Raw genomic sequence first — 23102 nt, 5'->3', positions numbered from 1 at the left:
CTCGATTACCAGAACGTGAAGGCGGACTACGTCAAGGCGATCTGGAACATCGTGAACTGGGCCGACGTCCAGGCCCGCTTCGAGGCCGCGCGCTCCTCGGCGTCCGGGCTCGTCGTGCCGCAGGCCTGATCCCTCGGGCGTCGTGCCCTGAACACAGCTGGCTCCGGCCCGTGTCCCCTGACGCAGGGGGCGCGGGCCGGTGTCATGCCGCGGGCCGGCGTCATGCCGGGGATCTCCGCACAGCCGCGTCCTGCGTCGCGCGAACTCGCTCGCGCCGCTCCGGCAGTCCGCCGACACCCCGTCCGGACCAGGCCTCCTGCAACTCGTTCGCGGACCCTCCTGACGCCGGGAGCGCGCTGGAGTAGGGTCACCGGCACCTCGCCGACGCACGGCGGCCCGGACCCGTCGTGCGTCGGCGTCGGCATGTCGAGGGACAGCGGGACCCGCGCGGCGCCGCGGCTCAGGCGCCCGGCTCCTCCACCCGCCCGTCGCGCAGGGTGATCACGCGGTCCGCGTCCTCGGCGAACTCGCGGTCGTGGGTGACCATCACGGTCGCGACCTTCAGCTCGCGGGTGATCCCCACCAGCAGGTCCACGACCTCGCGGGAGCGCTCGTGGTCCAGGGCGCTGGTCGGCTCGTCCACCAGCAGCACCGCCGGATCGGTGAACAGGGCGCGGGCGATGTTGACCCGCTGGCGCTGACCGCCGGAGAGCTCGTGCGGTCGACGGTCCGCGTACTGGCCCATCCCGACGCGCTCGAGCATCGCCTCGGCGCGGTCTCGTTCTGCGCGGAGGCGTCGACCGCGCACGCCGGCGAGATGCTTCGTGACCAGCAGCTGGTCGCGAACGGTGAGGGCGGGCAGCAGGTTCGGCTGCTGGAAGACGACGCTGATCCGGTCACGGCGCATAGCGGTGCGGCGCTTCTCGTCCAGGGCGGTGAGGTCGGTGCCCTCGATCTCGACGGAGCCGGAGTCCGGGACGACCAGCCCCGCGGCGACGCTGAGCAGGGTGGACTTGCCCGAGCCGGAGGGGCCGAGGATCACCGCGAACTCGCCGCGGGCCACGTCGAGGCTCGCCTGGTGCAGCACGGTGTTCAGGCGCTCGCTGCCGTCGGGGTTCCTGCCGTCGGGATAGGTGACGGTGACGTCCCGCACGCAGAGCGCGGGGGCGGTCGTGGTGGTGTCGGGGGCGTTGGTGGCGGCGGTGGTGGTCATGGGGTTCAGTTCCCTCCGAGGGCGAGCAGCGGATCGACACGGGTGACGCGCCGGGTGGCGAGGACGGAGCCGAGCAGGCCGATCACGAGCACTCCCGCGACGGGCAGCAGCACGGTCACCGCCGAGGACTCGAACGGGGCGACGGTCGCGAGCGCCGCACCGCCGGCCCCGCCGACGATCCCGCCGACCGCCGCACCGACGGCGAGCAGGATCGCGGCCTGGCCGACGGTGTCGCGCAGGACGTAGCGGGCGGTCGCGCCGAGGGCGCGCAGCACGGCGATGTCGCGGGTGCGCTGGATCGTCCAGACGGACAGGAAGGCGATCGTGACCAGGGCGGAGATGCCGTAGAGGAAGCCCTGGATGAGGGTCAGCGAGCCGTTCTCCGAGGAGTAGGACGGCAGCGCGGCGAGTGAGTCGGAGACGCTCACGGCGCGGGTGCCGGAGTCCCAGGCGGCCTGCTCGACGACGGCGTCGTCCGGTCCGGCGCCGTGGACCAGCAGGGCGGAGCCGGCGGTGTCCTCGGCCTGGTGGGCGAGGTCCTTGAAGGTGGTGACGTCGACGTAGCCGACGGGGGAGTGGGAGTACCAGGAGGTCGGGGCGGTTCCGGCGACGGTGAGGTCCTGGCCGTTGACCTGCACGGTGTCCCCGGCCGTGACGTCGAGGTCGGCGGCGACGTCCTCGGGCAGCAGCGCCTCGCCCGGGGCGGGCGCCGAGAGCAGCGCCTGCGCGGCCTCGCCCTCAGGGGCGATGCCGAACAGGGCCAGCGAGGTCACGGCGTCGCCGGCCTCGATGCGCATCTGCCCGACGGACAGCGGCTCGGCGGTGATCCCGTCGGCCGCCTCCCAGGTCGCGGCCTGCTCGGTCGAGACCTGCGAGTCGGACCAGGAGATCTCGTCCCCGAGGGTGGGGGTGAGCACGACCGCGTCGGCCGGCAGGTTCTCGATGGCGGAGATGTTCTGGTGGGCGAGGCCGCGGGTGAGGCCGGTCAGCAGCACCAGCAGCAGCGTGAGCAGGGCGATCACCCCGATCATGAGGGTGAATCGACCCTTGGCGTGGACGATGTCCTTGAGTGCGACGAACATGGCTCCATGCCATCGCGGATCCCGGCCCGCGACATCGCCTGTGCGGGATGGTCCCCGATGACCCGAAGGATGAGCGCCGAGTCGTCCTTTCGGACGATGCCGTGAGCGGGGGCGGGGGGCGGGCCTGGCCCTAGAGTGTCGAGGGTGAACGCAGAGCCGGTCCCGGAGCAGAAGTCGGGCCGTCCCCGGATCGGGGAGGACCCCGCGCCGACGGGCGACACCTCCACCGCCCTCGCCGCCACCCTGCGCGGCGCGATGCACATCGCGTTCCTGGTGCTGCCGGTGGTGGGCGCGGTCCGCGCGATCACGGCCGACGGGGTCCCCGCGCCGCTCGCGATCCTGTGCGCCGCCGTGCTCGCCGTGATCTATCTGCTCGGCTCGCAGCGGGCCCTGCGCCGCGGCGACGCCGGACGCGCCGACACCACCGACCTGCTGCTCCCGTCGGCGCCGTGGGTGCTCGCGCTGACCGCCGCCTGGATGGCGACCACCTTCGTCTCCCCGTCGTTCGTGTGGATCGCCTTCACGCTGTTCTTCCTGGTCCTGTTCGCGCTGGGACCCGTCGGCGGGCCCCTCGCGCTCGCGCTGGTGACCCTGTGGGCGATCGTCTCCCCGGTGCTCGGGCGGGACGAGGACCTGCTGGGGGTGGGCGAGATCCTCGGACCGCTCATCGGCGCCGTGTTCTCCCTGGTCGCGCACGCCGTCTACCGGCGCCTGCTGCGCGAGACGGATCGCAGCCGGGTGCTCGTCACGCAGCTCCGCGCCGCCCAGGCCGAGCTCGCCGACTCCGAGCGGAGGAAGGGCGTGGCCGAGGAGCGGCAGCGCCTGGCCAGCGACATCCACGACTCCCTCGCCCAGGGCCTGAACTCGATCGTCATGCTCTCCCGCTCCGCGGGCGCCGCCCACCCGTCGGCCGCCGAGGAGTTCTCCCGGATCGAGCGCACCGCCCGCGAGAACCTCGCCGACGCACGCGGCCTGGTCCGCGATCTCGCGGACCGTGCCCCTCGCACCACCCTCGAGCAGGCGCTGCGCGAGGTGATCGCCCGTGTCGAGATCCTCGGCGGGCCGACCCGCTGGGAGCTGCGAGTCGACGGGACCCCGATCGAGCTCGCGCCCGAGCAGGTGGAGACCCTGCACCGCGCGGCGCAGTCGCTGGTCGCGAACGTGCAGCGGCATGCGGAGGCGCAGCGCTGCGTGCTCACGCTGGCCTGGTGGCCCGACCGGGTGAGCCTCGACGTGGTCGACGACGGGCGCGGCTTCGACCCGTCGGCCGTGGGCTGGGCGGCCGGCGGCGCTGCCACCGGCGACGCCGCGCGCACCGCCCCCGCCGCCCGCTCGGCGGACGCCCCCGCCGCCGGGCCGGCCGTCGGCGCCCCTGCGCCCGCTCGCGCCGAAGGCGGCGACGGGCTGCGCCTGCTGCGCGCCCGGATGGACCGGGCCGGGGGTACCGTGACGATCGACTCGACCCCGGGGGAGGGCACCGCCGTCGGCCTGACCCTTCCGCTGCGCGACCAGGAGGCCCGACCGTGAGCATCCGCCTGATGATGGTCGACGACCACCCCGTCGTCCGCACCGGGCTGCGCGCCCTGCTCGAGGCCGATGCGGAGGTCGAGGTCGTCGCCGACGTCGGCTCGGGCGACGAGGCGCTGCAGGCGCTGGACCGGCTGGTGACCACCGGTGACGGCGCTCCCGACCTGGTGCTGATGGACCTGAACCTCGGCGACGGGATCGGCGGGATCGAGACCACGCGGAAGCTCCGTGCGCAGCACCCGGGCGTGCAGGTCCTCGCCGTGACCACCTTCGACGCGGAGGCCGACGTGGTCGGCGCGCTCGAGGCCGGCGCGACCGGCTACGTGCTCAAGGACGCGCCCACCGAGGCGCTGCTGGACGCCGTGCGCGAGGCCGCCGCCGGCCGCTCCGTGCTCGCCCCCGAGGTGCAGCAGCTGCTGGTGCGGCGCATGGCCGAGCCCCGCACCGCCCTGTCACCGCGCGAGACCGAGATCCTCGAGGTGCTCGCGACCGGTGCGACGAATCGCGAGGCGGCCAAGCGGCTGTTCATCTCCGAGTCGACCGTGAAGACCCACCTCGTCCACCTCTACGAGAAGCTCGGGGTCGAGAGCCGCACTGCGGCGCTGCGGGTCGCGCGGGAGCGTCGGCTGATCCGCTGAGAGGGCGGACGGGCGCAGGTCACGCCGAGAGCACGGCGTCGGAAGCAGGGCATGCCGGCGGCTCCTGACCGTCGGAGGTGACGTCCGTGCAGGTCGCAGGCGTGGACGCCCGGCTCGGCCCCGGGCGCTGCGCCCTATCCTGAGCAGCTGCGCCCGTCCCGGGGCGCCCGTGGACGGAGAGAGGTGGCCCTGTGCGCATCGAGATGACGCGATCGCTGGGAGTGGCCGGCATCGTGCTGATGGTGGTCGCCGCCGCGGCCCCGATCACCGTGGTGGTAGCGAACTTCCCGCTGATCCTGCTGGAGTCCGGGAGCATCGGCGCGCCGCTGATGATCCTCGCGGCCACGCTGATCCTGCTGCTCTTCGCCGTCGGCTTCACCTGGATGACCCCGCACGTCCCCGACGCCGGCGCCTTCTACGCCTACGTCCACCAGGGCCTCGGGCGGCGGGCGGGCCTCGGCACCGCGGCGGTCGCCCTGCTCAGCTACGTGCTGCTGACCGTGTCGATGACCTGCTATCTCGGCGTGCAGGCCGGGAACCTGCTCGCCCTGTGGACCGGGATCGAGCTGCCGTGGTGGCTGATCTCCGCGCTGATGATCGCCGTGGTGGGCGTGCTCGCGCATCGCCGCATCGACCTCTCCGCCGCGGTGCTCGGCGTGGTGCTGGTGCTGGAGATCCTCGCGGTGCTCGCGATCGACCTCGGCGTGCTCGCCTCCGGCCGCGAGCTCACCCCGGTGCCGTTCAGCCCCGCCGAGGCGCTCTCGGGCGCGCCGGGGCTCGGGCTCCTCTTCGCGTTCCTCGGCTTCTTCGGCTTCGAGGCGACCGCCGTGTTCCGCCACGAGGCCCGCGACCCGCTGCGCACCATCCCGCGCGCCACCTACGTCGCGGTGCTGCTGATCGGCGTGCTCTACACCGTCTCCTCGTGGCTGGTGATCTCCGGGCTCGGCGCCGAGGACGCCCTCGACGCCGCGGCGGCGAGCCCCGACTCGATGGTGGTCGCGCTCGCCGGGGACGTGGTCGCGCCGATCATGCGCGACGTGACCCAGGTCCTGGTCGTGACCAGCATGTTCGCGTGCATGCTGGGGTTCCACAACATCGTCTCCCGCTACCTGTTCACCCTCGGTCGGCGCGGGGTGCTGCCCTCCGCGCTCGGGCAGGTGCACCCGGTGCACCGCGCCCCCTCCCGCGCCTCGCTCGCCGTCACCGGCATCACCGCCGTGATCGTGCTGGTCTCGGCGCTCGCGCAGCTGGACCCCGTGGTCGAGATCTACACCTGGTACTCCGGCCTCGGCGCGATCGGGGTGATCGCGATGATGGCGCTGACCGCGCTCGCGGTGCTCCGCTTCGGCGGCCGACGGGATTCCGGCGATCGCTCGGCTCCCGGCGATCACTCGGCTCCCGGCGTGCGATCGGCTCCCGGCGAGGCCCGGGGCTCGGGCGGCCGACGGGCAGGAGCCGTCACCCTCGCCGCGACCGGACTCGGCGGGCTGGGCCTGTTCGTCGTGCTCGGCATCTCGCTGGCGAACTTCCCGCTGATGGTGGGCGGGACCGTCGCGGCGATCGTGTGCGCCGCCCTCCTCGTCGGCGCCTTCCTGCTGGGCGCCGTCGCCGGGCCGACGCGCAGCGCCGGCGCCCCCGAGGACGGGGACGCCGGTGCAAAGACGTCCGCCGGCGAGGCGGCTGCCGACGCCGAGGTGCCGGTGGACGGCGAGGACGAGGATCCGGAGCTCACCAGCGATGGGCGACGTCGATGACCAGGCGTGAGCCGTCGCCGGGGCCGTCGAGCACGAAGGCCCGCATCGGGAGCCGGGCGCGGACGCCGAGCCCGATGAGGGTCTGCCCCTCGAAGCTGCCGGTGAAGGCGACCTGGCGGAAGGTGCGATAGCCGGTCACGTCCACCGCGCGCGACGGGGTGCGCGGCGAATAGGTCGCCTCGCCGCGGTCGTCGTAGGCCGCGGCCTCGACCAGCACCTGCAGGTCCGCGGCGCCCGAGAGCGGGACGACCTGCCCGGAGCCGAGCTGCTCCACACGGCTCACGTAGGAGACGGAGTACCCGGTGACGGTGCCGTCCAGGTCCACGACGAGCCGGTCGAAGCAGTCGTGGCGGCCGGAGCGGAGGTTCTCGACCTGGGCCGAGGTGGTGGCGGTGACCGACTCGGGGAGCGACCCCCAGCGGATCCCGCAGTACGGCGCGGCCGACGCGGTGGCCGGGGCGATGGCGCCCAGCCCCACCAGCAGCGCGCCTGAGGCGAGGGCGGACAGGATTCTCTTCTTCACGGCTGCCTCCTCCAGGAGACGGCGAAGGCCACGGCGGCCAGGGCCGTATGACGGGATTGTCCGCTCCCGCGCGAGCGCGATCCAGTGACCGGCAGGTCATGACGACTGAATCGTGATCTGGAGATGACATGCGGGAGCGGAGCCGTCCGCGGCCATCGCGTCGGCCGGTGCCGAGGGAGATCGACACCTGATGCCCGATGCACGGCACGAGCGGCTGCTGGCGGCGGACCTCGGTCCCGCATGTCGCGGCCGAGGGGCTGGCACGATGCCTCGTATGACAGCGCTCGTCGCCTACGCGACCCACTCCGGAGCCACCCGCACCCTCGCCGAGACCCTCGCCGACGCCCTGCGCGAGGCAGGACTCGACTGCGAGCTCGTCGACCTCGAGGAGGCGCCGGATCCGGCCGGCTACGACGCCGTCGTGCTCGGCTCGGGCGTGCGCGTCGAGTCCATCGAGAAGAGCGCCGCGGCCTGGGCGAAGCAGCACGCCGATGCCCTCGTGACCAGGCCCTTCGCCTTCTTCTCCTGCTCCGGCTCCGCCTCCGACCCCGCCAAGGGCGGGAAGCAGAAGGCGACCGACGCGTTCCTCGCGACCCTCGACCACACCCCCGTCGCGACGAAGAACTTCCCCGGCTGGGTGCTCATGGACCGCATCCCGCTGCACGAGCGCGTGCTGCTGAAGTCCATGCGCACCCCCACCGGGGACTTCCGCGATCTGCCCGCCGTCGCAGCGTGGGGGAGGGAGATCGCGCCGCTGCTGCAGGGGTGAGTCGCGGCCGCGGGCGTCAGCTTTCGCGCACGACCTGTAGGAACAGCTCGTGGAAGCGCGTCTCGCCGGTCGACTCCGGGTGGAAGGCGAGCCCGAGCACCCGTCCCTGCCGCGCCGCGACCGCCCGCCCGTCCGGCAGCGCGGCGAGCAGCTCCGCGGCGGGGCCGATCTCCTCGATCAGCGGGGCGCGGATGAACGCGGCCCGCACCGGCGGCCCGTCGGCCCCGGGCCCCTCGAGCGCGGGGACCACGAGATCCGTCTCGAAGGACTCCGTCTGCCGGCCGAAGGCGTTGCGGCGCACGGTCACGTCCAGCCCGCCGAAGGTCTCCTGTCCCGGGCCGCCGTCCCGCAGCCGAGCGGCCAGCAGGATCAGCCCCGCGCAGGTGCCGAGCACCGGCAGCCCGCCCGCGATCGCCTCCCGCAGCGGCTCCCGCAGGTCGGTGAGCCGGGCGAGGCGATCGATCACCGTGGACTCCCCGCCGGGGAGCACGAGGCCGTCGACCTCGGCCAGCTCCGCCGGCCGCCGCACCGGCATGACCTGCGCGCCGAGGTGCGCGAGCATCCGGGAGTGCTCGCGCACGTCGCCCTGGAGGGCGAGCACCCCGATGCGCGGGCCGGCCGCGCCGCCGCCCGTCGTCGCGTCTGGCGCAGCGGCGGTCGGAGCGTCGGCTGACGTGACGCCGGGCGCCTCGGTGACCGTCGGGCCCCTGCTCACCAGCCGCGCTCGGCGAGGCGGTGCGGGGCGGGGAGGTCGGCGACGTTGATGCCGACCATCGCCTCGCCGAGGCCGCGCGAGACCTCCGCGATCACGGAGGGGTCGTCGTAGGAGGCGGTGGCCCGCACGACGGCGGCGGCGCGCTTCGCGGGCTCGCCGGACTTGAAGATCCCCGAGCCGACGAACACCCCGTCGGCCCCGAGCTGCATCATCATCGCGGCGTCCGCCGGGGTCGCGACCCCGCCCGCAGTGAACATCGGCACGGGCAGCGCGCCCGCCTCCGCGACCTCCTTGACCAGGGCGTACGGGGCCTGGAGGTCTTTCGCCGCGAGGTAGAGCTCGTCCTCCGAGCGGGCGGCCAGCGCCCGGATCTCGGCGCTGATGGTGCGGATGTGCTTCGTCGCCTCGGAGACGTCGCCGGTGCCGGCCTCGCCCTTGGAGCGGATCATCGCCGCACCCTCGGTGATGCGGCGCAGCGCCTCCCCGAGGTTCGTCGCCCCGCACACGAAGGGCACGGTGAAGCGGTGCTTGTCGATGTGGTGGACGTAGTCGGCGGGGGAGAGCACCTCGGACTCGTCGATGAAGTCGACGCCCAGCTCCTGCAGCACCTGCGCCTCGACGAAGTGGCCGATCCGCGCCTTGGCCATCACCGGGATCGAGACCGCCTCGACGATCCCGTCGATCATGTCGGGGTCGGACATGCGGGAGACGCCGCCCTGGGCGCGGATGTCGGCGGGGACCCGCTCGAGCGCCATGACGGCGACGGCGCCGGCGTCCTCGGCGATCCGCGCCTGCTCGGGGGTGACGACGTCCATGATCACGCCGCCCTTGAGCATCTCGGCCAGGCCGCGCTTGACGGTGCCGGTGCCGGTGGAGTGGGGGGTGCCGTTCGACGGAGTGGGGGCAGGGGCGCTCATGAGAGCTCCTTCTCAGCTCGCGCGGCGCGGGCCGACGGCTCCTGACGCCGCGACCCTCCCTGCACCACTTTGATCTAGGCCAAAACGTAGCATGGGGTGGGGCGGGCGGTCGCAAGGGTCCGCCACCTGGAAGTCGGCCCTAGACTCGGGCGGGTGGAGACCCCCTCGGCAGCACGGCGCAGCGGCACTGCCGCGCCGGGCACCGGTGCCGCCGCGCAGATCAGCGGCAGCACCGCCGCGGAGATCGCCGGCAGCGTGCGCGGCCTGGTCGACCGCGGCGAGCTGGTTCCCGGCGACCTGCTGCCGCCGGTGCGCACGCTCGCCGAGCAGCTGGGCGTCAATCGCAACACCGCCGTCGCCGCGTACCGGAAGCTCGCCCGCGACGGCGCCGTCGTCGCGCAGGGTCGTGCCGGGACCCGCATCGCCGGACCGCAGGCGGTGGCGCAGGAGGGCTTCGCCGCCTCGGGCGCGCTCACGGTCCCCATCGACCGCGCCGCTCGCGCAGGCTCCACGGGTCCCGATGGACTGGGCACCCCCGAAGCTCCCGACGTCTCCGCGAGAGCAGGCCGGGGTGCCGGGGACGTTCCCGCGGGAACGCTCCGCGACCTCGGCACCGGCAATCCCGACCCCGCCCTCATCCCGGACCTCGCCCCGGCGCTCGCCGGCGCCGTCGGCCGCCCGGTGCTCTACGGTGAACCGGTGATCGACCCCGGCTTCGAGGCCTGGGCACGGGAGTGGGTCGCGCCCGATGTGCCCACCGGCGCCGATGCGCATCTCACGCCGACCAGCGGCGCCGTCGACGCGATCGAGCGGCTGCTGGCGCAGTCCCTGGTGCGCGACGATGCCGTGGCGCTGGAGGACCCCTGCTTCCTCGCCAGCATCCAGACCGTCCGCCACTCCGGCTACCGGGCCATCCCCGTCCCCGTCGACGCGGAGGGCATGTCCGCGGACGGGCTCCGCGCCGCGCTCGAGGCCGGGGCCCGCGCCGTCGTGCTCACGCCGCGGGCCCAGAACCCGACCGGCGCCTCGCTCAGCGCCCGCCGCGCGGAGGAGCTGCGGGCAGTGCTCGCCGAGCACCCCTACGTTCTCGTCGTGCTCGACGACTACTACTCGTTCCTCTCCCGTCGGCCCTTCCGCTCGCCGCTGCCGCGCGGGCACCGCCGCTGGGCGCTGGTGCGCTCGGTCTCGAAGTTCCTCGGCCCCGATCTCTGCCTCGCGGTCGCCGCGACCGACCCGGAGACCGCCGCCCGGCTCGCGCTGCGGCTAAGCCCCGGCACCACCTGGGTCAGCCACCTCCTGCAGCGCCTCGCCCACGGGGTCCTCGCCGACGACGCGTCCCGCGCCCTCGTCGAGCGCGCCGGAGAGCACTACGCCGCCCGGAACGCCGAGGTCGCCGGCCTGCTCACGGCGCACGGTCTCCCCGCCGAGGCGGCCGACGGGATGAGCCTGTGGGTCCCGGTGCCGCGCCCCGCCCGGGAGGTCGCGGCGGAGCTCGCCCGTCGAGGATGGCGCGTGCGCACCGGCGACGAGTTCCGCCTCGCCCCGGGCTCTGCGGGTGCCGATCCCTCTCGGCACCTCCGCCTGACCGTCCACGACCTCACCGGCGCCGAGGCGCAGCGGTTCGCGACGGATCTCGTCGGTGCGGCCGGTGGAGCGCCTGCGGCGGCCGACAGGGCGTAGGTCGAGCATCAGCGCGGGGGAAGGCCTGGTGGCCAGTGCTCCGCGAGGCGTGCCGCCGCCCGATCGTCCTGGCCGGCGGGACGAGAGGGCGGCGCGCCCGGGTCAGTCGCGCTGCAGGACGGCTAAGGTGGTGGCCGAGAGCTGCTCGTTGACGCCCAGGTTCGAGATCCGCGCATCGGTGATCCCGAAGGAGTCCAGCCGCTGGGTGTGCTTGTGGATGTATCGCTCGGCGGACTCCTCGTCGGCGAACAGATAGGCGCCGCCCGCCACGGACGTCCGCGGGTCCTCGGTCCAGACCTTCCAGATCAGACCGTCCTCCGCGGCGATGTCGTCGGCCAGCTCCGCGTAGGCGGCAGCGGCCTCCGCGCCGAAGGGGCCGTCGGACGAGAACTCGATGGAGACGAGGCGAGGCATGGGGATCACTCCTGGAGGTCGAGGATGAGCGGATCCCTACCGCATCACGCCATCGGGGCCGCGTCGAGTGATCGCTGCCGATTGCCCACCGGGTCGAGCCCTACCGGCGCTCCTCGATCGTCCCGACGATCCGCTCGGCGATCTCCCGCATCCGGCGGAGCTGTTCGGGATCGAGCGGGTCGATCGCGAGGTCGAGCACCTCGGCGGCATGGCCCGGCGCGGTGGCCACGACCTTCTCGAGGCCGGCGTCGGTGAGCACGGCGAGGGTGGTGCGTCCGTCGGCCGGGTCGGGCAGGCGCTCCACCCAGCCCTTCGTCTCCAGGCGGGTGACCACCTGCGAGAGGCGCTGGAGGCTCGAGTCCGCGCGCGCCGCGAGCTCGCGCAGGCGCAGGCGGCGCTCCGGCTGCTCGGAGAGCTGCGAGAGCACCTGGTAGTCGAAGTGGGTGATCCCCGCGTCGCGACGCAGCTGTGCGTCGAGCGCCGCGGGCAGCCGCACGAGGAGGCTCGTGAGAGCCCGCCAGGTGGCCTGCTCCTCGGGCGTCAGCCAGCGCGGGTCCTCGATGGTCACCCGGGAGATCTTACCCGTGGCGGCGGTGGCGGCCCCGGCCGGCCCGTCCCCGCCCGCCCGGACGAGGATCGAGTGGCGCATCTCGACCGCTTCGGCTGGGCCGGTTCAGTCGGTGAGTGCGACTGTGGTGATCAGTTCGTCGAGTGTCTCACTGGGAGTAGCCCCGTCGAGGACCACTCGGGGTCTTGCGTTGAGCATGTCCTGAACGGTGCGAAGTTCGTCGTCGGTGACGTGGTTGAAGTCGGTGCCCGTGGGGTATTCCCAGCGGAGCTGGCCGTTGAGGTTCTCGTTCGTGGGACGCTGCCAGGGCGAATGAGGATCGCAGAAGAACACCGGGCAGCCCGTGGCCACGGTGAACCGGGAGTGCTGGGCCATCTCGGTTCCCTGGTCCCAGGTGATCGAGCGTTTCACCGCCTCGGGCCGGTCCTCGACCATGCTGGTGAGCACGTCGATCACGGTGGCGGAGTCACGAGTCCCGGGCAGTCGTCCCAGGAGCGTGAACCGGGAGGCCCGTTCGACCAGCGTGATGATCCCGGAGTTGTTCGGCCCCACGACCAGGTCTCCCTCCCAGTGGCCGGGAATCTTCCTGCCCGCGTGCTCGGCCGCGAGCATCTCCTCTCGATCGGCCAGCCGGTGCCCGTCCAGCCAGCGGCGCTTGTTCCGGGCCGGCAGCTTCGAGGACGGGATACGACCCTTGCGACCGGAACGGATCGCGCCCTCGACCGTCAGCTCGTGACGCAGCGCGCCCGCGCCCTGGACGTAAAGAGCCTGGTAGAGGGTCTCGTGGCTGATCTGCATGTCCTTATCGTCCGGGAACAACCGCCGCAGACGCACGCTCACCTGCTGCGGCGACAGCTTCTGATCCAGCAGCGCCACGACCACCCGGCGCAGCAACGGCAGGGTCTTGAGCTTGAACGCCTTCGGGCGCGCCCGGGCCTGATCAGCCCAGAACTGTGCCAGCGCGGCACTGTAATGAGCATCGTCATGGCCCCACCGGCCGTCCTCCGCGATCAGGCTGTGACGAGCGATCTCGCGGAACACGGTCGAGCGATGCACCCGCAGGCCAGACGCGATCTCGCCAGAACTGCGGCCCTGGAAGATGCCCAGCTCGATGAGCACCCGGTCAGCGAGCTGGAGCCTACGCCCATTCCCCGATGCCGCGCCGAAACTCTCCGCAGACGGAGGGAGGATGACCGAGGACGAGGCGTGACTGCTGGGCATTCCGCGTTTGAGCATCACCCCAGCCTGCCGCAGCCACTTCCTCAGCCGGGAACAGCTCATACCTGCTTCTCGCGCAGCGACCATCGCCGGCTTCCCCGCTATGACTGTCTCGATGACCTCCGCTCGAAACGACGCAGGCAACATCGGCAACTCCCTCCTCGGGAGTCGCACTCACCCATTGAAGCGGCCCTGCGAATACCGGTCGAGATGCACCACTCGATGAGGGGCATCGCCTGCATCCCTCCGACCGGATCAGACGCTCTCTTCAGGAGGAAGATCGAACCACCCGATCTGTCCAGGTCCGGGACGGCGCCCGCCGAGTGCCTGCCACACGGTGCCTACGTGCTCAACGACTGCCTCGACTGGTTCCGGCGCGGGGTGGAAGCCGGTATCGTCGATCGATCCGGCCACAAGGTCCCCGCGAACCAGAAGTCGTGCCAGGACATCGATCCCGCGTCGCTCGATCTCTCGATCATCACTCACTCCGGAGCGGAGCAGTGTCGAGACGACGTCGCCGGGACTCACCCAGTCGTCGGCAGCAGCATTGAGCACGGCCTGTTCGACCTCGTCTGGCGAAGAAGCCGCCCACTCATCCAGGGCTTGGGGCGTTGCAAACCTAGGTCCGGTCGCCGGGCGGCGGCCTATGTGGCCGTCTGCGCGTGCGGCGATCGCGGCACCGAGGGGGAACTCGAGAGCCCATGGTGCCCGGGTCGTGATGAGCATCGTGTTGCCGCTGTCGGGACGCGCGAGAGCGAGTGTCAATACACCGTCAGGGGCAAGCGTTGATGCTGTGATCACAGAGCCAAGCAGTCGACTGTCGTCCGTGAGCAGTGCGCCTCCAGAAGTAGGCGACTTTCCGTGCAGAACGGCTCCACGACTAGTGACCAGTCGAGTCTGTCCGGCATCGATGTCCAGCGCTTCGACCCATTGCCCGCGTAAGGTCTCGAATGCACCGCTCAGAGAATCCTCATGCAAGCTCATCGGATGTGCACCTTCTCAGTCGTTCCATCAGGGTGGCGTACGTCGATCGTGCGACCCCCGGAGCGTGAACTCTCACGTAGTCCGATCTCGGTCCCGTCCGGTTGCCTGACCCATTCTCTGGCGAGGTGACGCCGGGAACTGAGGGTTGTTCACCGCCTCTGCGAAAAGGATCCCGCCCCCGGCTGCCGTGACGGCAGCGCCTGCAGCTATGAGTTCAGCCGATCCGACCATGACGACGCCGCCGGCTGCGGTTCCCCCTCCGAAGGTGACCAGCCCAGTCGGAAGCAACGCGATTCCGACACCCTCTCCCGCAGCTCCAAGTGCCATCATGCCGAGTCCGAGGAGCATTGTTCCGGTTGCTGCAGGATTGTCGATCATCGCCTGGCCGAAGGATGCCAGACCGTTCACAACCGGTACACCGATGTTGTCCCAGGTCCATCCTGCGGCTTCCTCGGCGGTGCCGAGGACCCAGTCCAGAGGGTCGAACTCGTCGAGCGGGCGCTCGAGGCGGCCGCCTCGCTCGAGGCCGACGGGGTGGGCGTCGCCGTGCTGCACAGCCCCACCCTCAAGCCCTTCGACGAGGAGTCGCTGCTGGCCCAGCTCGGCAAGGGCCGCCTGGTGCTCACCGCCGAGAACCACTCGGTGGTCGGCGGGCTGTTCGACATCGTCGCCCGCACCGTCGCCGCGCACGGGCTGGGGGAGAGGATCTACCCCATCGCCCTGCCCGACGAGTTCCTCGACGCCGGCGCGCTGCCGACCCTCGCGGATCGGTACGGGGTCAGCACCGGCGCGATCGTGGAGAAGGTGCGCGGGCTGCTCTGAGGCCTGGGCTGCTCTGAGCGGCCGGCCGCCAGGACCGACATCGAGTGGCAGGTTTCGACCGCTTCGAGTGCGCTGAAGCGGTCGAAACCTGCCACTCGATGCGGGAACGGCACGCTCGGGGCCGACCCCGCCCGTCCCGGACGCTCCTGGGCCGGGTCCGCAGGGGCGGGGTCGGTGGTGGGGCGCCGCTGCCGGACCGCGTTGGCCGCCGCCGCGGCCGCGTGACTAGGATCGACGGCGACCGTGACCGCTCCGACGACGGAGAGCACCCATGTCCCTGCAGGACCCGCCGGCCGCGCTGCGCGTCGGCATCGTCGGCACCGGGGGGATCTCCCGGGCCCATCTGCCCGGCTGGCAGGCGCTCGGCGCCGAGCTGCACTGCACCAGCCCCGAGGGCGCCGAGGCATTCGCCGCCGAGGCCGGGGCGCGCGTGCACCCGGACCTCGACGCGCTGCTCGCGGCGGTGGACGTCGTGGACGTCTGCACCCCCACCCCCTCGCACCCCGGCATCGTCCGCGCCGCCCTCGATGCAGGGAAGGACGTGCTCTGCGAGAAGCCGCTCGCGCTGACCGGCGAGGAGGCGCGCGAGCTGGTCGCGCACGCCGAGCGCGTCGGCCGCCTGCTGTTCCCCGCGCACGTCGTGCGCTGGTTCCCGCAGTACGCCGCCGCGAAGCGCGCCGTCGACACGGGCGCGATCGGCACCCCCGCCGTGCTGCGCTTCGAGCGCACCGGCGCCCTGCCGGACCGGGACTGGTACGCCGACGAGGAGCGCTCCGGCGGCATCGTGATGGACCAGATGATCCACGACATCGACCAGGCGCTCTGGCTCGCCGGCGACGCGGAGTCGGTCCACGCCCGCCAGCAGGTCGCCGCCTCCGACAGGGCCGTGCGCACCGCCCACGTGGTCCTCACCCACCGCTCCGGCGCGCTCAGCCACTGCCGCGGCTTCTGGGGCCCGGGCGGCACACGGTTCCGCTACACCTTCGACCTCGCCGGTGACCGCGGCCGCCTCCGGTACGACAGCGCCGGCGACGCGGGCATCACCTTCGACGACGTCGCCTCCGCCCGGCAGGCGAGCGGTGACGGCTTCCTGCCCGACGTCTCCACCATGGAGGACCCCTACGCCGCCGAGATCGCCGAGTTCGCCCGCGCGGTCACCGTCGGCGGCGCCACCCGCGTCGAGGCGGCCGACGGCGCCCGCGCCGTGGAGGTCTCCCGCGCCGCCCTCGACTCCCTGCGCACCGGACGGAGCATCCCATGCTGAACGCCCCAGGTCAGGACGCCGCGAACGCATCGGCCGACGCCCAGCTGCGCGTGGCGCTGATGAGCTGCGCCCACACCCACGCCTTCTCCTACGCGGCGCTGCTCGAGGCCCGCGCCGACGTGGACCTCGTCGTCGCCGACCCCGACGGCTACGGGGACGTGCGCGGGGTGCGGGTCGTCGGCAGCTACCAGGACGCCTGGGAGGCCTGGCCGGAAGGCCCCGACGCCATCGTCGTCACCAGTGCGAACGCCCACCACCGCGAGCTCGTTCTCGAGGCCGCTCGCCGCGGCGTGCACGTGCTGTGCGAGAAGCCGCTGGCGACCGCCGTGGCCGACGCCGAGGAGATGGTCGCCGCCTGCCGTGAGGCGGGCGTGGTGCTGATGACCGCCTTCCCCGTCCACTTCTCGCCCGCCGTCCAGGCGCTGCGCGCCGCGGTCGCCGACGGCACCCTCGGCGAGATCGTCGGCCTCACCGGCACGAACAACGGCAAGCTCCCCGCGGGGCGCGACTGGTTCACCGACGTCGAGCTCGCCGGCGGCGGCTCCCTCGTGGACCACACCGTGCACCTCGCCGAGATCCTCGACTCCGTGCTCGGGGAGCCCGAGAGCGTCCACGCCGTCTCCAACCGGATCCTGTACGCGGACCGTGCGGGGGAGGGCGCCGAGACCGGCGGGCTCGTCACCCTCACCTATGCCTCCGGCGTCGTCGCCACCATCGACTGCTCCTGGTCGATGCCGGCCGACGCGCCCACCTGGGGCGGGCTCACCCTCCAGGCCCTCGGCACCGGCGGTCAGCTCCAGATCGACGCCTTCGCCCAGCACGTGGGCGGGCCCGGCCAGTGGCTGCCCTACGGCACCGACCTCGACGCCCTGCTGCTGGACGCCTTCCTCGACGCCGTGCGCGCGGGCGAGGCGGTGGAGCCGACGGGCGAGGTGGGGCTGCGGACCGTCCGCATCGTCGCCGCCGCGCAGGAGTCCGTGCGCACCGGGCAGCCGGTGGCGCTCGCGGAGGACTGACGTGCCGGCCAGCGCCCTCACCGCTCCAGGTCGCGCTCCAGCACCGGGGCGAGGCGGAAGGGGATCAGCTCGCCCATCGCGAGCGAGGTGTCGGTGCGGATCACGCCGTCGCAGCCCAGCACGAGCTTGTTGACCCGGTAGAGGTCCTCGGCGTCCCGACACACGCAGCGCACCAGGATGTCGTTCAGACCGGACAGGCCATGCACCTGCACCACCTCGGGGATCTCCCGCAGCTGCGCGATCACCTGCTCGAGCTTCGGCTGGTCCACCTGCGTCTCCATGAAAACCGTCAGCGGATAGCCGAGCGAGGCGGCGTGCAGGCGCCGGTCGTAGCCCTGCAGCGCCTGCCCCGCCTCGAGCGCCGCCAGACGCGCCTGGACCGTGTTCCGGGAGAGCCCCAGCTTCTGCGCGACGGAGACGATCGTGGCCCGCGGATTCTCCGTCATCGCCAGCAGGATGCGACGGTCGGTGTCATCGACGATGTGCATAGTGCACGATCCTACGGCACCGTAGCCAGGATTGTTGAGCATTCTGCACTCATTCGGGACAAGTGATTGATCGTCCTGCACGTGCGGCGTAGCGTGGACGGGGACGATGACGTCCCTGCGGCACCACACCCCGGTGCCCCCTCGGTGCTCACGAGGCGCCACGGATCTTGGAGGTCCGCATGTCGACGACGATGTCCGCCGGCTCCACCCGGTCACCCCGGGACGAGCGGCCCAGCACGCAGCATCCCGCCGCGCCTGCGCGCGGCGCGGCCGAGCCCGATCACGACGCGACCGCTCCGGACCCGGCCGAGCCCGACCACGTCCTCGCCGGCGCCCTCGACCAGCCCCTGCGACTCCTCGCCGAGGACGGCACCCGCCGCTCCGACGCCCAGCTCGACCCCTATCTGCGGGACGTCGACCAGGAGAAGCTCGTCGCGCTGCTGCACGACATGACCGTGATCCGCGCGCTCGACGACGAGGCCGTGGCCCTGCAGCGCCAGGGCGAGCTGGGGCTCTGGCCCCCGCTGCGCGGGCAGGAGGCGGCGCAGATCGGCCTCGCCCGCGCCCTGCCGGAGACCGACTTCTTCTTCACCTCCTACCGCGAGAACGGCATCGCCTGGTGCCGCGGCGTCGAGCCCGCCGAGATGCTCTCCGTCTGGCGCGGCACGACCCTGTCCGGCTGGGACCCCTTCGCCCGCCGCATGGCCACCCCGCAGGTCATCATCGGCGCGCAGACCCATCACGCCGTCGGCCACGCGATGGCGACCAGCGCCCGCGGCGAGGACGGCATCTCCGTGGCCTGCTTCGGCGACGGCGCGATGAGCCAGGGCGATGTGAACGAGGCGATGGTCTTCGCCTCCTCCTTCCGCGTCCCCGTGCTGTTCTTCTGCCAGAACAACCACTACGCGATCTCCGAGCCGGTCGCCCTGCAGAGCACCGTCCCGCTCTCCCACCGCCCCGCCGGCTTCGGCATCCCCTCCCTGCGCGTGGACGGCAACGACGTCCTCGCCGTCCACGCCGCGACCCGGCTCGCCGCCGAGCGGATCCGCTCCGGCGCCGGGCCCCTGTTCCTCGAAGCCGTCACCTACCGGATCGGCCCCCACACCACGAGCGACGACCCCACCCGCTACCGCGACGAGGACGAGCTCGCCGCCTGGCGCAGGCGAGATCCGCTCCTGCGCCTGGAGCGGCACCTCGAGCAGCTCGGCGCCCCGGTCGAGGAGCTGCGCGCCGAGGCCGCACGGCGCGGGCAGGAGGCGGCCGACGCCCTCCACGCCGCCGTCCCGCAGATCCCGACCCCCTCGCCGGAGTCGCTCTTCGACCACGTGCTGACCACCGAGACCGCGCAGCTCGCCCGCCAGCGGGAGCAGCTCGCCGCGCTCGAGGCCTCGCTCGCCCCCGCGGAGCGTGCGTCATGACCGCGCCGACCACCGGACCGTCGGCCTCGACCCCGCAGGCCACGACCTCGATGACCATGGCCGCCGCGCTGAACACGGCGCTCGGTGACGCGCTCGCCGCCGACGAGGACGTGCTCCTGATCGGCGAGGACATCGGCACCCTCGGCGGCGTCTTCCGCATCACCGACGGATTGAAGGACCGCTTCGGCGGCCGGCGCGTGATCGACTCGCCGCTGGCCGAGTCCGGGATCGTCGGCACCGCCGTCGGCATGGCGTACGCCGGGATGCGGCCGGTGTGCGAGATCCAGTTCGACGGCTTCGTGTTCCCGGCCTTCGACCAGCTCGTCGCGCAGGTCGCCCGCCTGCACTACCGCACCGGCGGGAAGGTGCGGATGCCGCTCGTCATCCGGATCCCCTTCGGCGGCGGGATCGGCGCCGTCGAGCACCACTCCGAGTCCCCGGAGGCGTACTTCGCCCACACCCCGGGCCTGCGCGTGGTCACCGTCGCCGATCCGCAGGACGCCTACTCCACGATGCGCGCCGCGATCGACTGCGACGACCCCGTCATCCTCCTCGAGCCGAAGCGCCGCTACTGGGGCAAGGGCGAGGTGGACACCACCCGCACCGCCGACCTCTCCACGGCCCGGGTGCTGCGGCAGGGACGGGACGCGACCCTCGTCGCCTACGGCCCGCTCGTGGTCACCGCGCTCGAGGCGGCCGTGGCCGCGGAGGACGACGGCATCGACCTCGAGGTCATCGACCTGCGTTCCCTCGCGCCGCTGGACCGCGACACGGTCGCCGCGAGCGTGCGCCGCACCGGACGGCTGATCGTCGCCCATGAGGCGCCCGGGAACGTCTCGGTCTCCTCCGAGGTGATCACCTCCGTGATCGAGGACTGCTTCGAGCATCTCGAGGCCGCGCCCGAGCGCGTGACCGGCTACGACGTGCCCTACCCGCCGGCGGCGCTCGAGGAGCACCACCTGCCCGGCATCGACCGGATCCTGGACTCGGTGGACCGCACGCTCGGCCGCCGCAGCTCGAGAGAGGCGGCATGATGAGCGACTTCCTGCTCCCGGACCTCGGCGAGGGACTCACCGAGGCCACCATCATCGCCTGGCATGTCAAGGTCGGCGACGAGGTCACGCGCAACCAGGCGCTCGCCGAGGTCGAGACCGCGAAGGCGCTGGTCGAGCTCCCGAGCCCCCGCGCCGGACGGATCACGGCGCTGCACGCCGAGGAGGGGCAGACCCTCGACGTCGGCTCCCCGCTCGTCGGCTTCGCCGAAGTGGGTGCGGCACCGGAGCCCGGGACCGGCGGGAATGCGGCCGACGGGTCCGTCGCCGACGAGCCCGCCGGTGGGTCCGCGGCCGACGGATCCGCCGACGGGCCCGCCGTCGACGAGGCTGTGACCAGCGGGTCCGTGGCCGAGGAGCCTGCCGCGGTGCCGGTCGGAGTCGGCGCGAGCGTCGACGGCTCGTACGAGGCCACCGCCTCCGCGGAGCCTGCGGCGCGGCCGCAGCGCCAGCAGGTGCTGGTCGGGTACGGGCCCGTGCTGCCCGGCACCGGCAGACCCCGCCGTCGGCCGCGCGCCTTCGCCACCACGCCCTACGAGCGCCCCTCGCGCCAGGCAGGGGAGGGCCCGACGCCGCGGGCCATGCCGCCCGTGCGTCGACGGGCCCGCGACCTGGGCGTCGACCTCCGCAGCGTGCACGGTAGCGGCCCGGGCGGGCGGATCCTCCGCGCGGACGTCGAGGCCCGTGCGCAGGGGCTGCCCGGCAGCGCCACCCGTGCGCCGGGCTCCCACACGATCCCGGTCACCGGACTGCGGAAGCAGACCGCGCAGGCGATGTCCGCCTCCGCCTTCACCGCCCCGCACGCCTCCGTGCACGTCACGATCGACGTCACCGACACCCTCGAGCTGCTCGGCCGCGGCACCCGGGAGGGCGGACGCACCTCCTTCCTCGCGAGCGTGTGCCGGGCGATCCTGCCCGCCGCCGCCCGCACCCCCGCGGCGAACGCCCGCTACGACGCGGAGGCGGGTGAGATCGAGATGTTCGACCAGGTCAGGCTCGGGATCGCGGTCGCCACCGACCGCGGCCTGCTCGTCGCGACCCTCCCCGAGATCGACGCCGACGGGCACCAGGATCCGTCGGGCCCCGCCCTCACCGCCGCGATCGCCGAGACCGCGCAGAAGGCCCGCGACGGGGCGCTCACCCCGGGCGAGGTCACCGGCTCGACCCTCACCGTCACCAACGTCGGCGTGTTCGGCGTCGACGGCGGCACCCCGATCCTCAACCCCGGCCAGTCGACGATCCTCGCGATCGGGGCGCTGCGCCGCCAGCCGTGGGAGCACCGCGGCGAGATCGCGCTGCGCACCGTCGTGACGCTCACCCTCTCTTTCGACCACCGCGTGCTCGACGGCGCCGAGGCCTCCGCCTTCCTGACGGACATCGCCGAGACCCTCGCCGATCCCGCGACCCTGCTGGTGCGGTGAGCGCCATGGAGCAGCTGCGCACCGCCGTCGACCCCGCCTCGCCGGAGGCCACGGCCCGCGCCGCCTCGATGGACGCCCTGGTCGCCGAGCTGCGGGAGCGTCTCGCGGCCGCGGCCCGGGGCGGGTCCGAGGCGGCGCGGGAGAAGCACCGCGCCCGCGGCAAGCTCCTCGCCCGCGAGCGGATCGACCAGCTCCTGGACCCCGGCAGCCCCTTCCTCGAGATCGCACCGCTCGCGGCGGAGGGGATGTACGACGGGGCCGCGCCAGGCGCCGGGGTCGTCGCCGGGATCGGGATGGTCCACGGCCGCCACTGCCTCGTCCTCGCCAACGATGCGACCGTCAAGGGCGGCACCTACTTCCCGATGACGGTGAAGAAGCACCTGCGCGCCCAGGAGATCGCGCAGGAGAACCGCCTGCCCTGCCTCTACCTCGTCGACTCCGGCGGCGCCTATCTGCCGATGCAGGACGAGGTGTTCCCCGACCGCGACCACTTCGGGAGGATCTTCTACCACCAGGCGCGGATGAGCGGTGAGGGGATCGCGCAGATCTCCGTCGTGATGGGCTCCTCCACCGCGGGCGGCGCGTACGTCCCCGCGATGAGCGACCAGACCGTCATCGTCCGCGACCAGGGCACGATCTTCCTCGGCGGGCCGCCGCTGGTGAAGGCCGCGACCGGCGAGGAGGTCAGCGCCGAGGAGCTCGGCGGCGGGCAGATGCACACCGAGGTCTCCGGCGTCGCCGACCACCTCGCCGAGGACGACGCCCACGCCCTTCAGATCGTGCGGGACATCGTCGGGACCCTGCCGGACCTCGCCCCTTCGGCGACCGTCCCGGGTCCGGCGCCTGCGGAGCCCGTCGTGGATACTGCCACGATGGGGGCGGCCGTCCCCTCGGACCTCGCCACCCCCTACGACGTCCGCGAGGTGATCGCGAGGATCGTCGACGCGGGAGAGTTCTCCGAGTTCAAGCCCTCCTACGGCACCACCCTCGTCACCGGCTTCGCCCGGATCCACGGCCACCGCGTCGGGATCGTCGCGAACAACGGGGTGCTGTTCAGCGAGTCCGCGCTCAAGGGCGCCCACTTCGTCCAGCTCTGCGACCAGCGAGCGATCCCGCTGGTGTTCCTGCAGAACATCGCCGGGTTCATGGTCGGTGCCGAGTACGAGCGCGGCGGCATCGCCAAGGACGGCGCGAAGATGGTCACCGCCGTCGCCTGCGCCCGCGTCCCCAAGCTCACCGTCGTCATCGGCGGCTCCTTCGGTGCCGGCACCTACTCGATGTGCGGCCGCGCCTACTCGCCCCGCTTCCTGTGGCTGTGGCCGAACGCGCGCGTGTCCGTCATGGGCGGGCCCCAGGCCGCCGCCGTGCTCGCCACCGTGCGCCGGGACAGCATCGAGGCGGGCGGCGGCACCTGGTCCGTCGAGGACGAGGCGGAGTTCCGTCGGCCGATCGAGGAGGACTACGACCGGCAGGGCAGCCCCTACTACTCCACCGCCCGGCTCTGGGACGACGGCGTGATCGAGCCTGCCCAGACCCGCACCGTGCTCGGCCTCGCCCTCGACGTAGTCACCCGCACCCCGCTGCCCGCGATCCGCCGCGGCGTCCTCCGGATGTGAGGG

At 73.0% G+C, this 23102-nt stretch carries 23 protein-coding genes and 1 pseudogene; 13 read left to right on the top strand and 11 right to left on the bottom strand.

The features are described 5' to 3' along the window. Positions 1 to 129, top strand: a 129-nt coding sequence (locus DEU31_RS12430; protein WP_243733834.1) for a Fe-Mn family superoxide dismutase, incomplete at its 5' end; no start/stop codon positions are given. Between the two features lie 331 nt (positions 130 to 460). Here DEU31_RS12430 and DEU31_RS12425 read toward each other — a convergent pair. Both DEU31_RS12425 and DEU31_RS12420 read right to left on the bottom strand, forming a co-directional pair. Beyond that, positions 461 to 1213, bottom strand: a complete 753-nt coding sequence (locus DEU31_RS12425) for an ABC transporter ATP-binding protein (protein ID WP_133677362.1) — start codon at positions 1211 to 1213, stop codon at positions 461 to 463. 5 nt (positions 1214 to 1218) lie between these two features. Beyond that, positions 1219 to 2295, bottom strand: a complete 1077-nt coding sequence (locus DEU31_RS12420) for an ABC transporter permease (protein WP_133677361.1) — start codon at positions 2293 to 2295, stop codon at positions 1219 to 1221. Positions 2296 to 2439: 144 nt separating this feature from the next. Between DEU31_RS12420 and DEU31_RS12415 the strand changes: the two genes are divergently transcribed. The 3 genes from DEU31_RS12415 (at position 2440) to DEU31_RS12405 (ending at position 6214) form a co-directional block, all read left to right on the top strand. After that, the gene (locus DEU31_RS12415; protein ID WP_133677360.1) at positions 2440 to 3822 is read left to right on the top strand and encodes a histidine kinase; all 1383 of its coding nucleotides are present in this window, start codon (positions 2440 to 2442) and stop codon (positions 3820 to 3822) included. Next, positions 3819 to 4460: a response regulator transcription factor gene (locus tag DEU31_RS12410; protein ID WP_133677359.1), complete on the top strand. Its 642-nt coding sequence runs from the start codon at positions 3819 to 3821 to the stop codon at positions 4458 to 4460. The genes DEU31_RS12415 and DEU31_RS12410 overlap by 4 nt, the downstream gene beginning before the upstream one ends. A 191-nt stretch (positions 4461 to 4651) precedes the next feature. Further along, the gene (locus DEU31_RS12405; protein ID WP_133677358.1) at positions 4652 to 6214 is read left to right on the top strand and encodes an APC family permease; all 1563 of its coding nucleotides are present in this window, start codon (positions 4652 to 4654) and stop codon (positions 6212 to 6214) included. On the opposite strand, the gene DEU31_RS12400 is transcribed toward DEU31_RS12405, so the two are convergent. Further along, entirely contained in the window at positions 6189 to 6737 is a 549-nt protein-coding gene (locus DEU31_RS12400; RefSeq protein ID WP_133677357.1) for a hypothetical protein, read from the bottom strand. The genes DEU31_RS12405 and DEU31_RS12400 overlap by 26 nt on opposite strands. A 274-nt stretch (positions 6738 to 7011) precedes the next feature. Here DEU31_RS12400 and DEU31_RS12395 point away from each other — a divergent pair, with 274 nt between their 5' ends. Beyond that, entirely contained in the window at positions 7012 to 7506 is a 495-nt protein-coding gene (locus DEU31_RS12395; protein WP_133677356.1) for a flavodoxin domain-containing protein, read from the top strand. Positions 7507 to 7522: 16 nt separating this feature from the next. Here the strand turns inward: DEU31_RS12395 and pdxT are convergent, their stop codons facing one another. Both pdxT and pdxS read right to left on the bottom strand, forming a co-directional pair. Next, positions 7523 to 8107 (bottom strand): pyridoxal 5'-phosphate synthase glutaminase subunit PdxT, encoded by a 585-nt coding sequence (gene pdxT, locus DEU31_RS12390; protein ID WP_279535632.1) that lies wholly within the window; start codon positions 8105 to 8107, stop codon positions 7523 to 7525. 110 nt (positions 8108 to 8217) lie between these two features. Then, positions 8218 to 9138: a pyridoxal 5'-phosphate synthase lyase subunit PdxS gene (gene pdxS / locus DEU31_RS12385; RefSeq protein WP_133677355.1), complete on the bottom strand. Its 921-nt coding sequence runs from the start codon at positions 9136 to 9138 to the stop codon at positions 8218 to 8220. A 153-nt stretch (positions 9139 to 9291) separates the two neighbouring features. Here pdxS and DEU31_RS12380 point away from each other — a divergent pair, with 153 nt between their 5' ends. Next, positions 9292 to 10818: an aminotransferase class I/II-fold pyridoxal phosphate-dependent enzyme gene (locus DEU31_RS12380; protein ID WP_243733828.1), complete on the top strand. Its 1527-nt coding sequence runs from the start codon at positions 9292 to 9294 to the stop codon at positions 10816 to 10818. 102 nt (positions 10819 to 10920) lie between these two features. Here the strand turns inward: DEU31_RS12380 and DEU31_RS12375 are convergent, their stop codons facing one another. The 5 genes from DEU31_RS12375 to DEU31_RS12355 all read right to left on the bottom strand — a co-directional run bounded on the left by DEU31_RS12375 (position 10921) and on the right by DEU31_RS12355 (position 14557). After that, positions 10921 to 11232: a monooxygenase gene (locus DEU31_RS12375; protein WP_133677354.1), complete on the bottom strand. Its 312-nt coding sequence runs from the start codon at positions 11230 to 11232 to the stop codon at positions 10921 to 10923. A 100-nt stretch (positions 11233 to 11332) separates the two neighbouring features. Then, complete coding sequence (locus tag DEU31_RS12370) at positions 11333 to 11800, bottom strand: MarR family transcriptional regulator (protein WP_133677353.1); 468 nt, start codon at positions 11798 to 11800, stop codon at positions 11333 to 11335. Between the two features lie 105 nt (positions 11801 to 11905). After that, complete coding sequence (locus tag DEU31_RS12365; RefSeq protein WP_279535631.1) at positions 11906 to 13021, bottom strand: IS30 family transposase; 1116 nt, start codon at positions 13019 to 13021, stop codon at positions 11906 to 11908. Positions 13022 to 13273: 252 nt separating this feature from the next. Next, on the bottom strand, positions 13274 to 14002 hold the full coding sequence (locus DEU31_RS12360) for a hypothetical protein (protein WP_133677352.1): 729 nt from the start codon (positions 14000 to 14002) through the stop codon (positions 13274 to 13276). A 72-nt stretch (positions 14003 to 14074) separates the two neighbouring features. Next, positions 14075 to 14557: a hypothetical protein gene (locus DEU31_RS12355; RefSeq protein ID WP_133677351.1), complete on the bottom strand. Its 483-nt coding sequence runs from the start codon at positions 14555 to 14557 to the stop codon at positions 14075 to 14077. On the opposite strand from DEU31_RS12355, the pseudogene DEU31_RS12350 reads away from it, so the two are divergent. From DEU31_RS12350 to DEU31_RS12340, 3 genes and pseudogenes are all read left to right on the top strand, one after another. Further along, a pseudogene (locus tag DEU31_RS12350) lies at positions 14498 to 14824 on the top strand (transketolase C-terminal domain-containing protein); the annotation flags it as partial. The gene DEU31_RS12355 and the pseudogene DEU31_RS12350 overlap by 60 nt on opposite strands. A gap of 271 nt (positions 14825 to 15095) precedes the next feature. Continuing rightward, positions 15096 to 16088: a Gfo/Idh/MocA family oxidoreductase gene (locus DEU31_RS12345; protein WP_133677350.1), complete on the top strand. Its 993-nt coding sequence runs from the start codon at positions 15096 to 15098 to the stop codon at positions 16086 to 16088. Further along, positions 16082 to 17104, top strand: coding sequence for a Gfo/Idh/MocA family oxidoreductase (locus tag DEU31_RS12340; RefSeq protein ID WP_133677349.1), 1023 nt, complete (start codon positions 16082 to 16084; stop codon positions 17102 to 17104). Before DEU31_RS12345 ends, DEU31_RS12340 begins: the two co-directional genes overlap by 7 nt. Before the next feature lie 17 nt (positions 17105 to 17121). Here the strand turns inward: DEU31_RS12340 and DEU31_RS12335 are convergent, their stop codons facing one another. After that, complete coding sequence (locus tag DEU31_RS12335) at positions 17122 to 17592, bottom strand: Lrp/AsnC family transcriptional regulator (protein ID WP_133677348.1); 471 nt, start codon at positions 17590 to 17592, stop codon at positions 17122 to 17124. A 179-nt stretch (positions 17593 to 17771) separates the two neighbouring features. Between DEU31_RS12335 and DEU31_RS12330 the strand changes: the two genes are divergently transcribed. Genes DEU31_RS12330 through DEU31_RS12315 form a run of 4 tightly spaced genes read left to right on the top strand, consistent with a single transcriptional unit; the run spans position 17772 to position 23099 of the window. Then, a complete protein-coding gene (locus DEU31_RS12330; RefSeq protein WP_133677347.1) occupies positions 17772 to 19010 on the top strand; it encodes a thiamine pyrophosphate-dependent enzyme in 1239 nt (412 codons plus the stop codon). After that, positions 19007 to 20044 carry an alpha-ketoacid dehydrogenase subunit beta gene (locus DEU31_RS12325; RefSeq protein ID WP_133677346.1) on the top strand — a complete coding sequence of 346 codons (1038 nt, stop codon included), beginning with the start codon at positions 19007 to 19009 and terminating at the stop codon, positions 20042 to 20044. The genes DEU31_RS12330 and DEU31_RS12325 overlap by 4 nt, the downstream gene beginning before the upstream one ends. After that, positions 20044 to 21483, top strand: coding sequence for a dihydrolipoamide acetyltransferase family protein (locus DEU31_RS12320; protein ID WP_133677345.1), 1440 nt, complete (start codon positions 20044 to 20046; stop codon positions 21481 to 21483). The genes DEU31_RS12325 and DEU31_RS12320 overlap by 1 nt, the downstream gene beginning before the upstream one ends. A gap of 5 nt (positions 21484 to 21488) precedes the next feature. After that, complete coding sequence (locus DEU31_RS12315; protein WP_133677399.1) at positions 21489 to 23099, top strand: carboxyl transferase domain-containing protein; 1611 nt, start codon at positions 21489 to 21491, stop codon at positions 23097 to 23099. Positions 23100 to 23102 lie beyond the last annotated feature (3 nt).

Origin of the sequence: Brachybacterium sp. AG952 (genome assembly GCF_004362645.1) — a bacterium.
Lineage (GTDB): Bacteria > Actinomycetota > Actinomycetes > Actinomycetales > Dermabacteraceae > Brachybacterium > Brachybacterium conglomeratum.
Note: the sequence above shows the minus strand (reverse complement) of the source record. Positions and strands in the feature narration are given on the sequence as shown.

Coding starts and splice junctions, on each gene's coding strand:
- DEU31_RS12425 (WP_133677362.1), bottom strand. CDS start 1,213: ATGACCACCACCGCCGCCACCAACGCCCCCGACACCACCACGACCGCC.
- DEU31_RS12420 (WP_133677361.1), bottom strand. CDS start 2,295: ATGTTCGTCGCACTCAAGGACATCGTCCACGCCAAGGGTCGATTCACC.
- DEU31_RS12395 (WP_133677356.1), top strand. CDS start 7,012: ATGACAGCGCTCGTCGCCTACGCGACCCACTCCGGAGCCACCCGCACC.
- pdxS (WP_133677355.1), bottom strand. CDS start 9,138: ATGAGCGCCCCTGCCCCCACTCCGTCGAACGGCACCCCCCACTCCACC.
- DEU31_RS12375 (WP_133677354.1), bottom strand. CDS start 11,232: ATGCCTCGCCTCGTCTCCATCGAGTTCTCGTCCGACGGCCCCTTCGGC.
- DEU31_RS12365 (WP_279535631.1), bottom strand. CDS start 13,021: ATGCCCAGCAGTCACGCCTCGTCCTCGGTCATCCTCCCTCCGTCTGCG.
- DEU31_RS12360 (WP_133677352.1), bottom strand. CDS start 14,002: ATGAGCTTGCATGAGGATTCTCTGAGCGGTGCATTCGAGACCTTACGC.
- DEU31_RS12345 (WP_133677350.1), top strand. CDS start 15,096: ATGTCCCTGCAGGACCCGCCGGCCGCGCTGCGCGTCGGCATCGTCGGC.
- DEU31_RS12340 (WP_133677349.1), top strand. CDS start 16,082: ATGCTGAACGCCCCAGGTCAGGACGCCGCGAACGCATCGGCCGACGCC.
- DEU31_RS12335 (WP_133677348.1), bottom strand. CDS start 17,592: ATGCACATCGTCGATGACACCGACCGTCGCATCCTGCTGGCGATGACG.
- DEU31_RS12330 (WP_133677347.1), top strand. CDS start 17,772: ATGTCGACGACGATGTCCGCCGGCTCCACCCGGTCACCCCGGGACGAG.
- DEU31_RS12325 (WP_133677346.1), top strand. CDS start 19,007: ATGACCGCGCCGACCACCGGACCGTCGGCCTCGACCCCGCAGGCCACG.
- DEU31_RS12320 (WP_133677345.1), top strand. CDS start 20,044: ATGAGCGACTTCCTGCTCCCGGACCTCGGCGAGGGACTCACCGAGGCC.
- DEU31_RS12315 (WP_133677399.1), top strand. CDS start 21,489: ATGGAGCAGCTGCGCACCGCCGTCGACCCCGCCTCGCCGGAGGCCACG.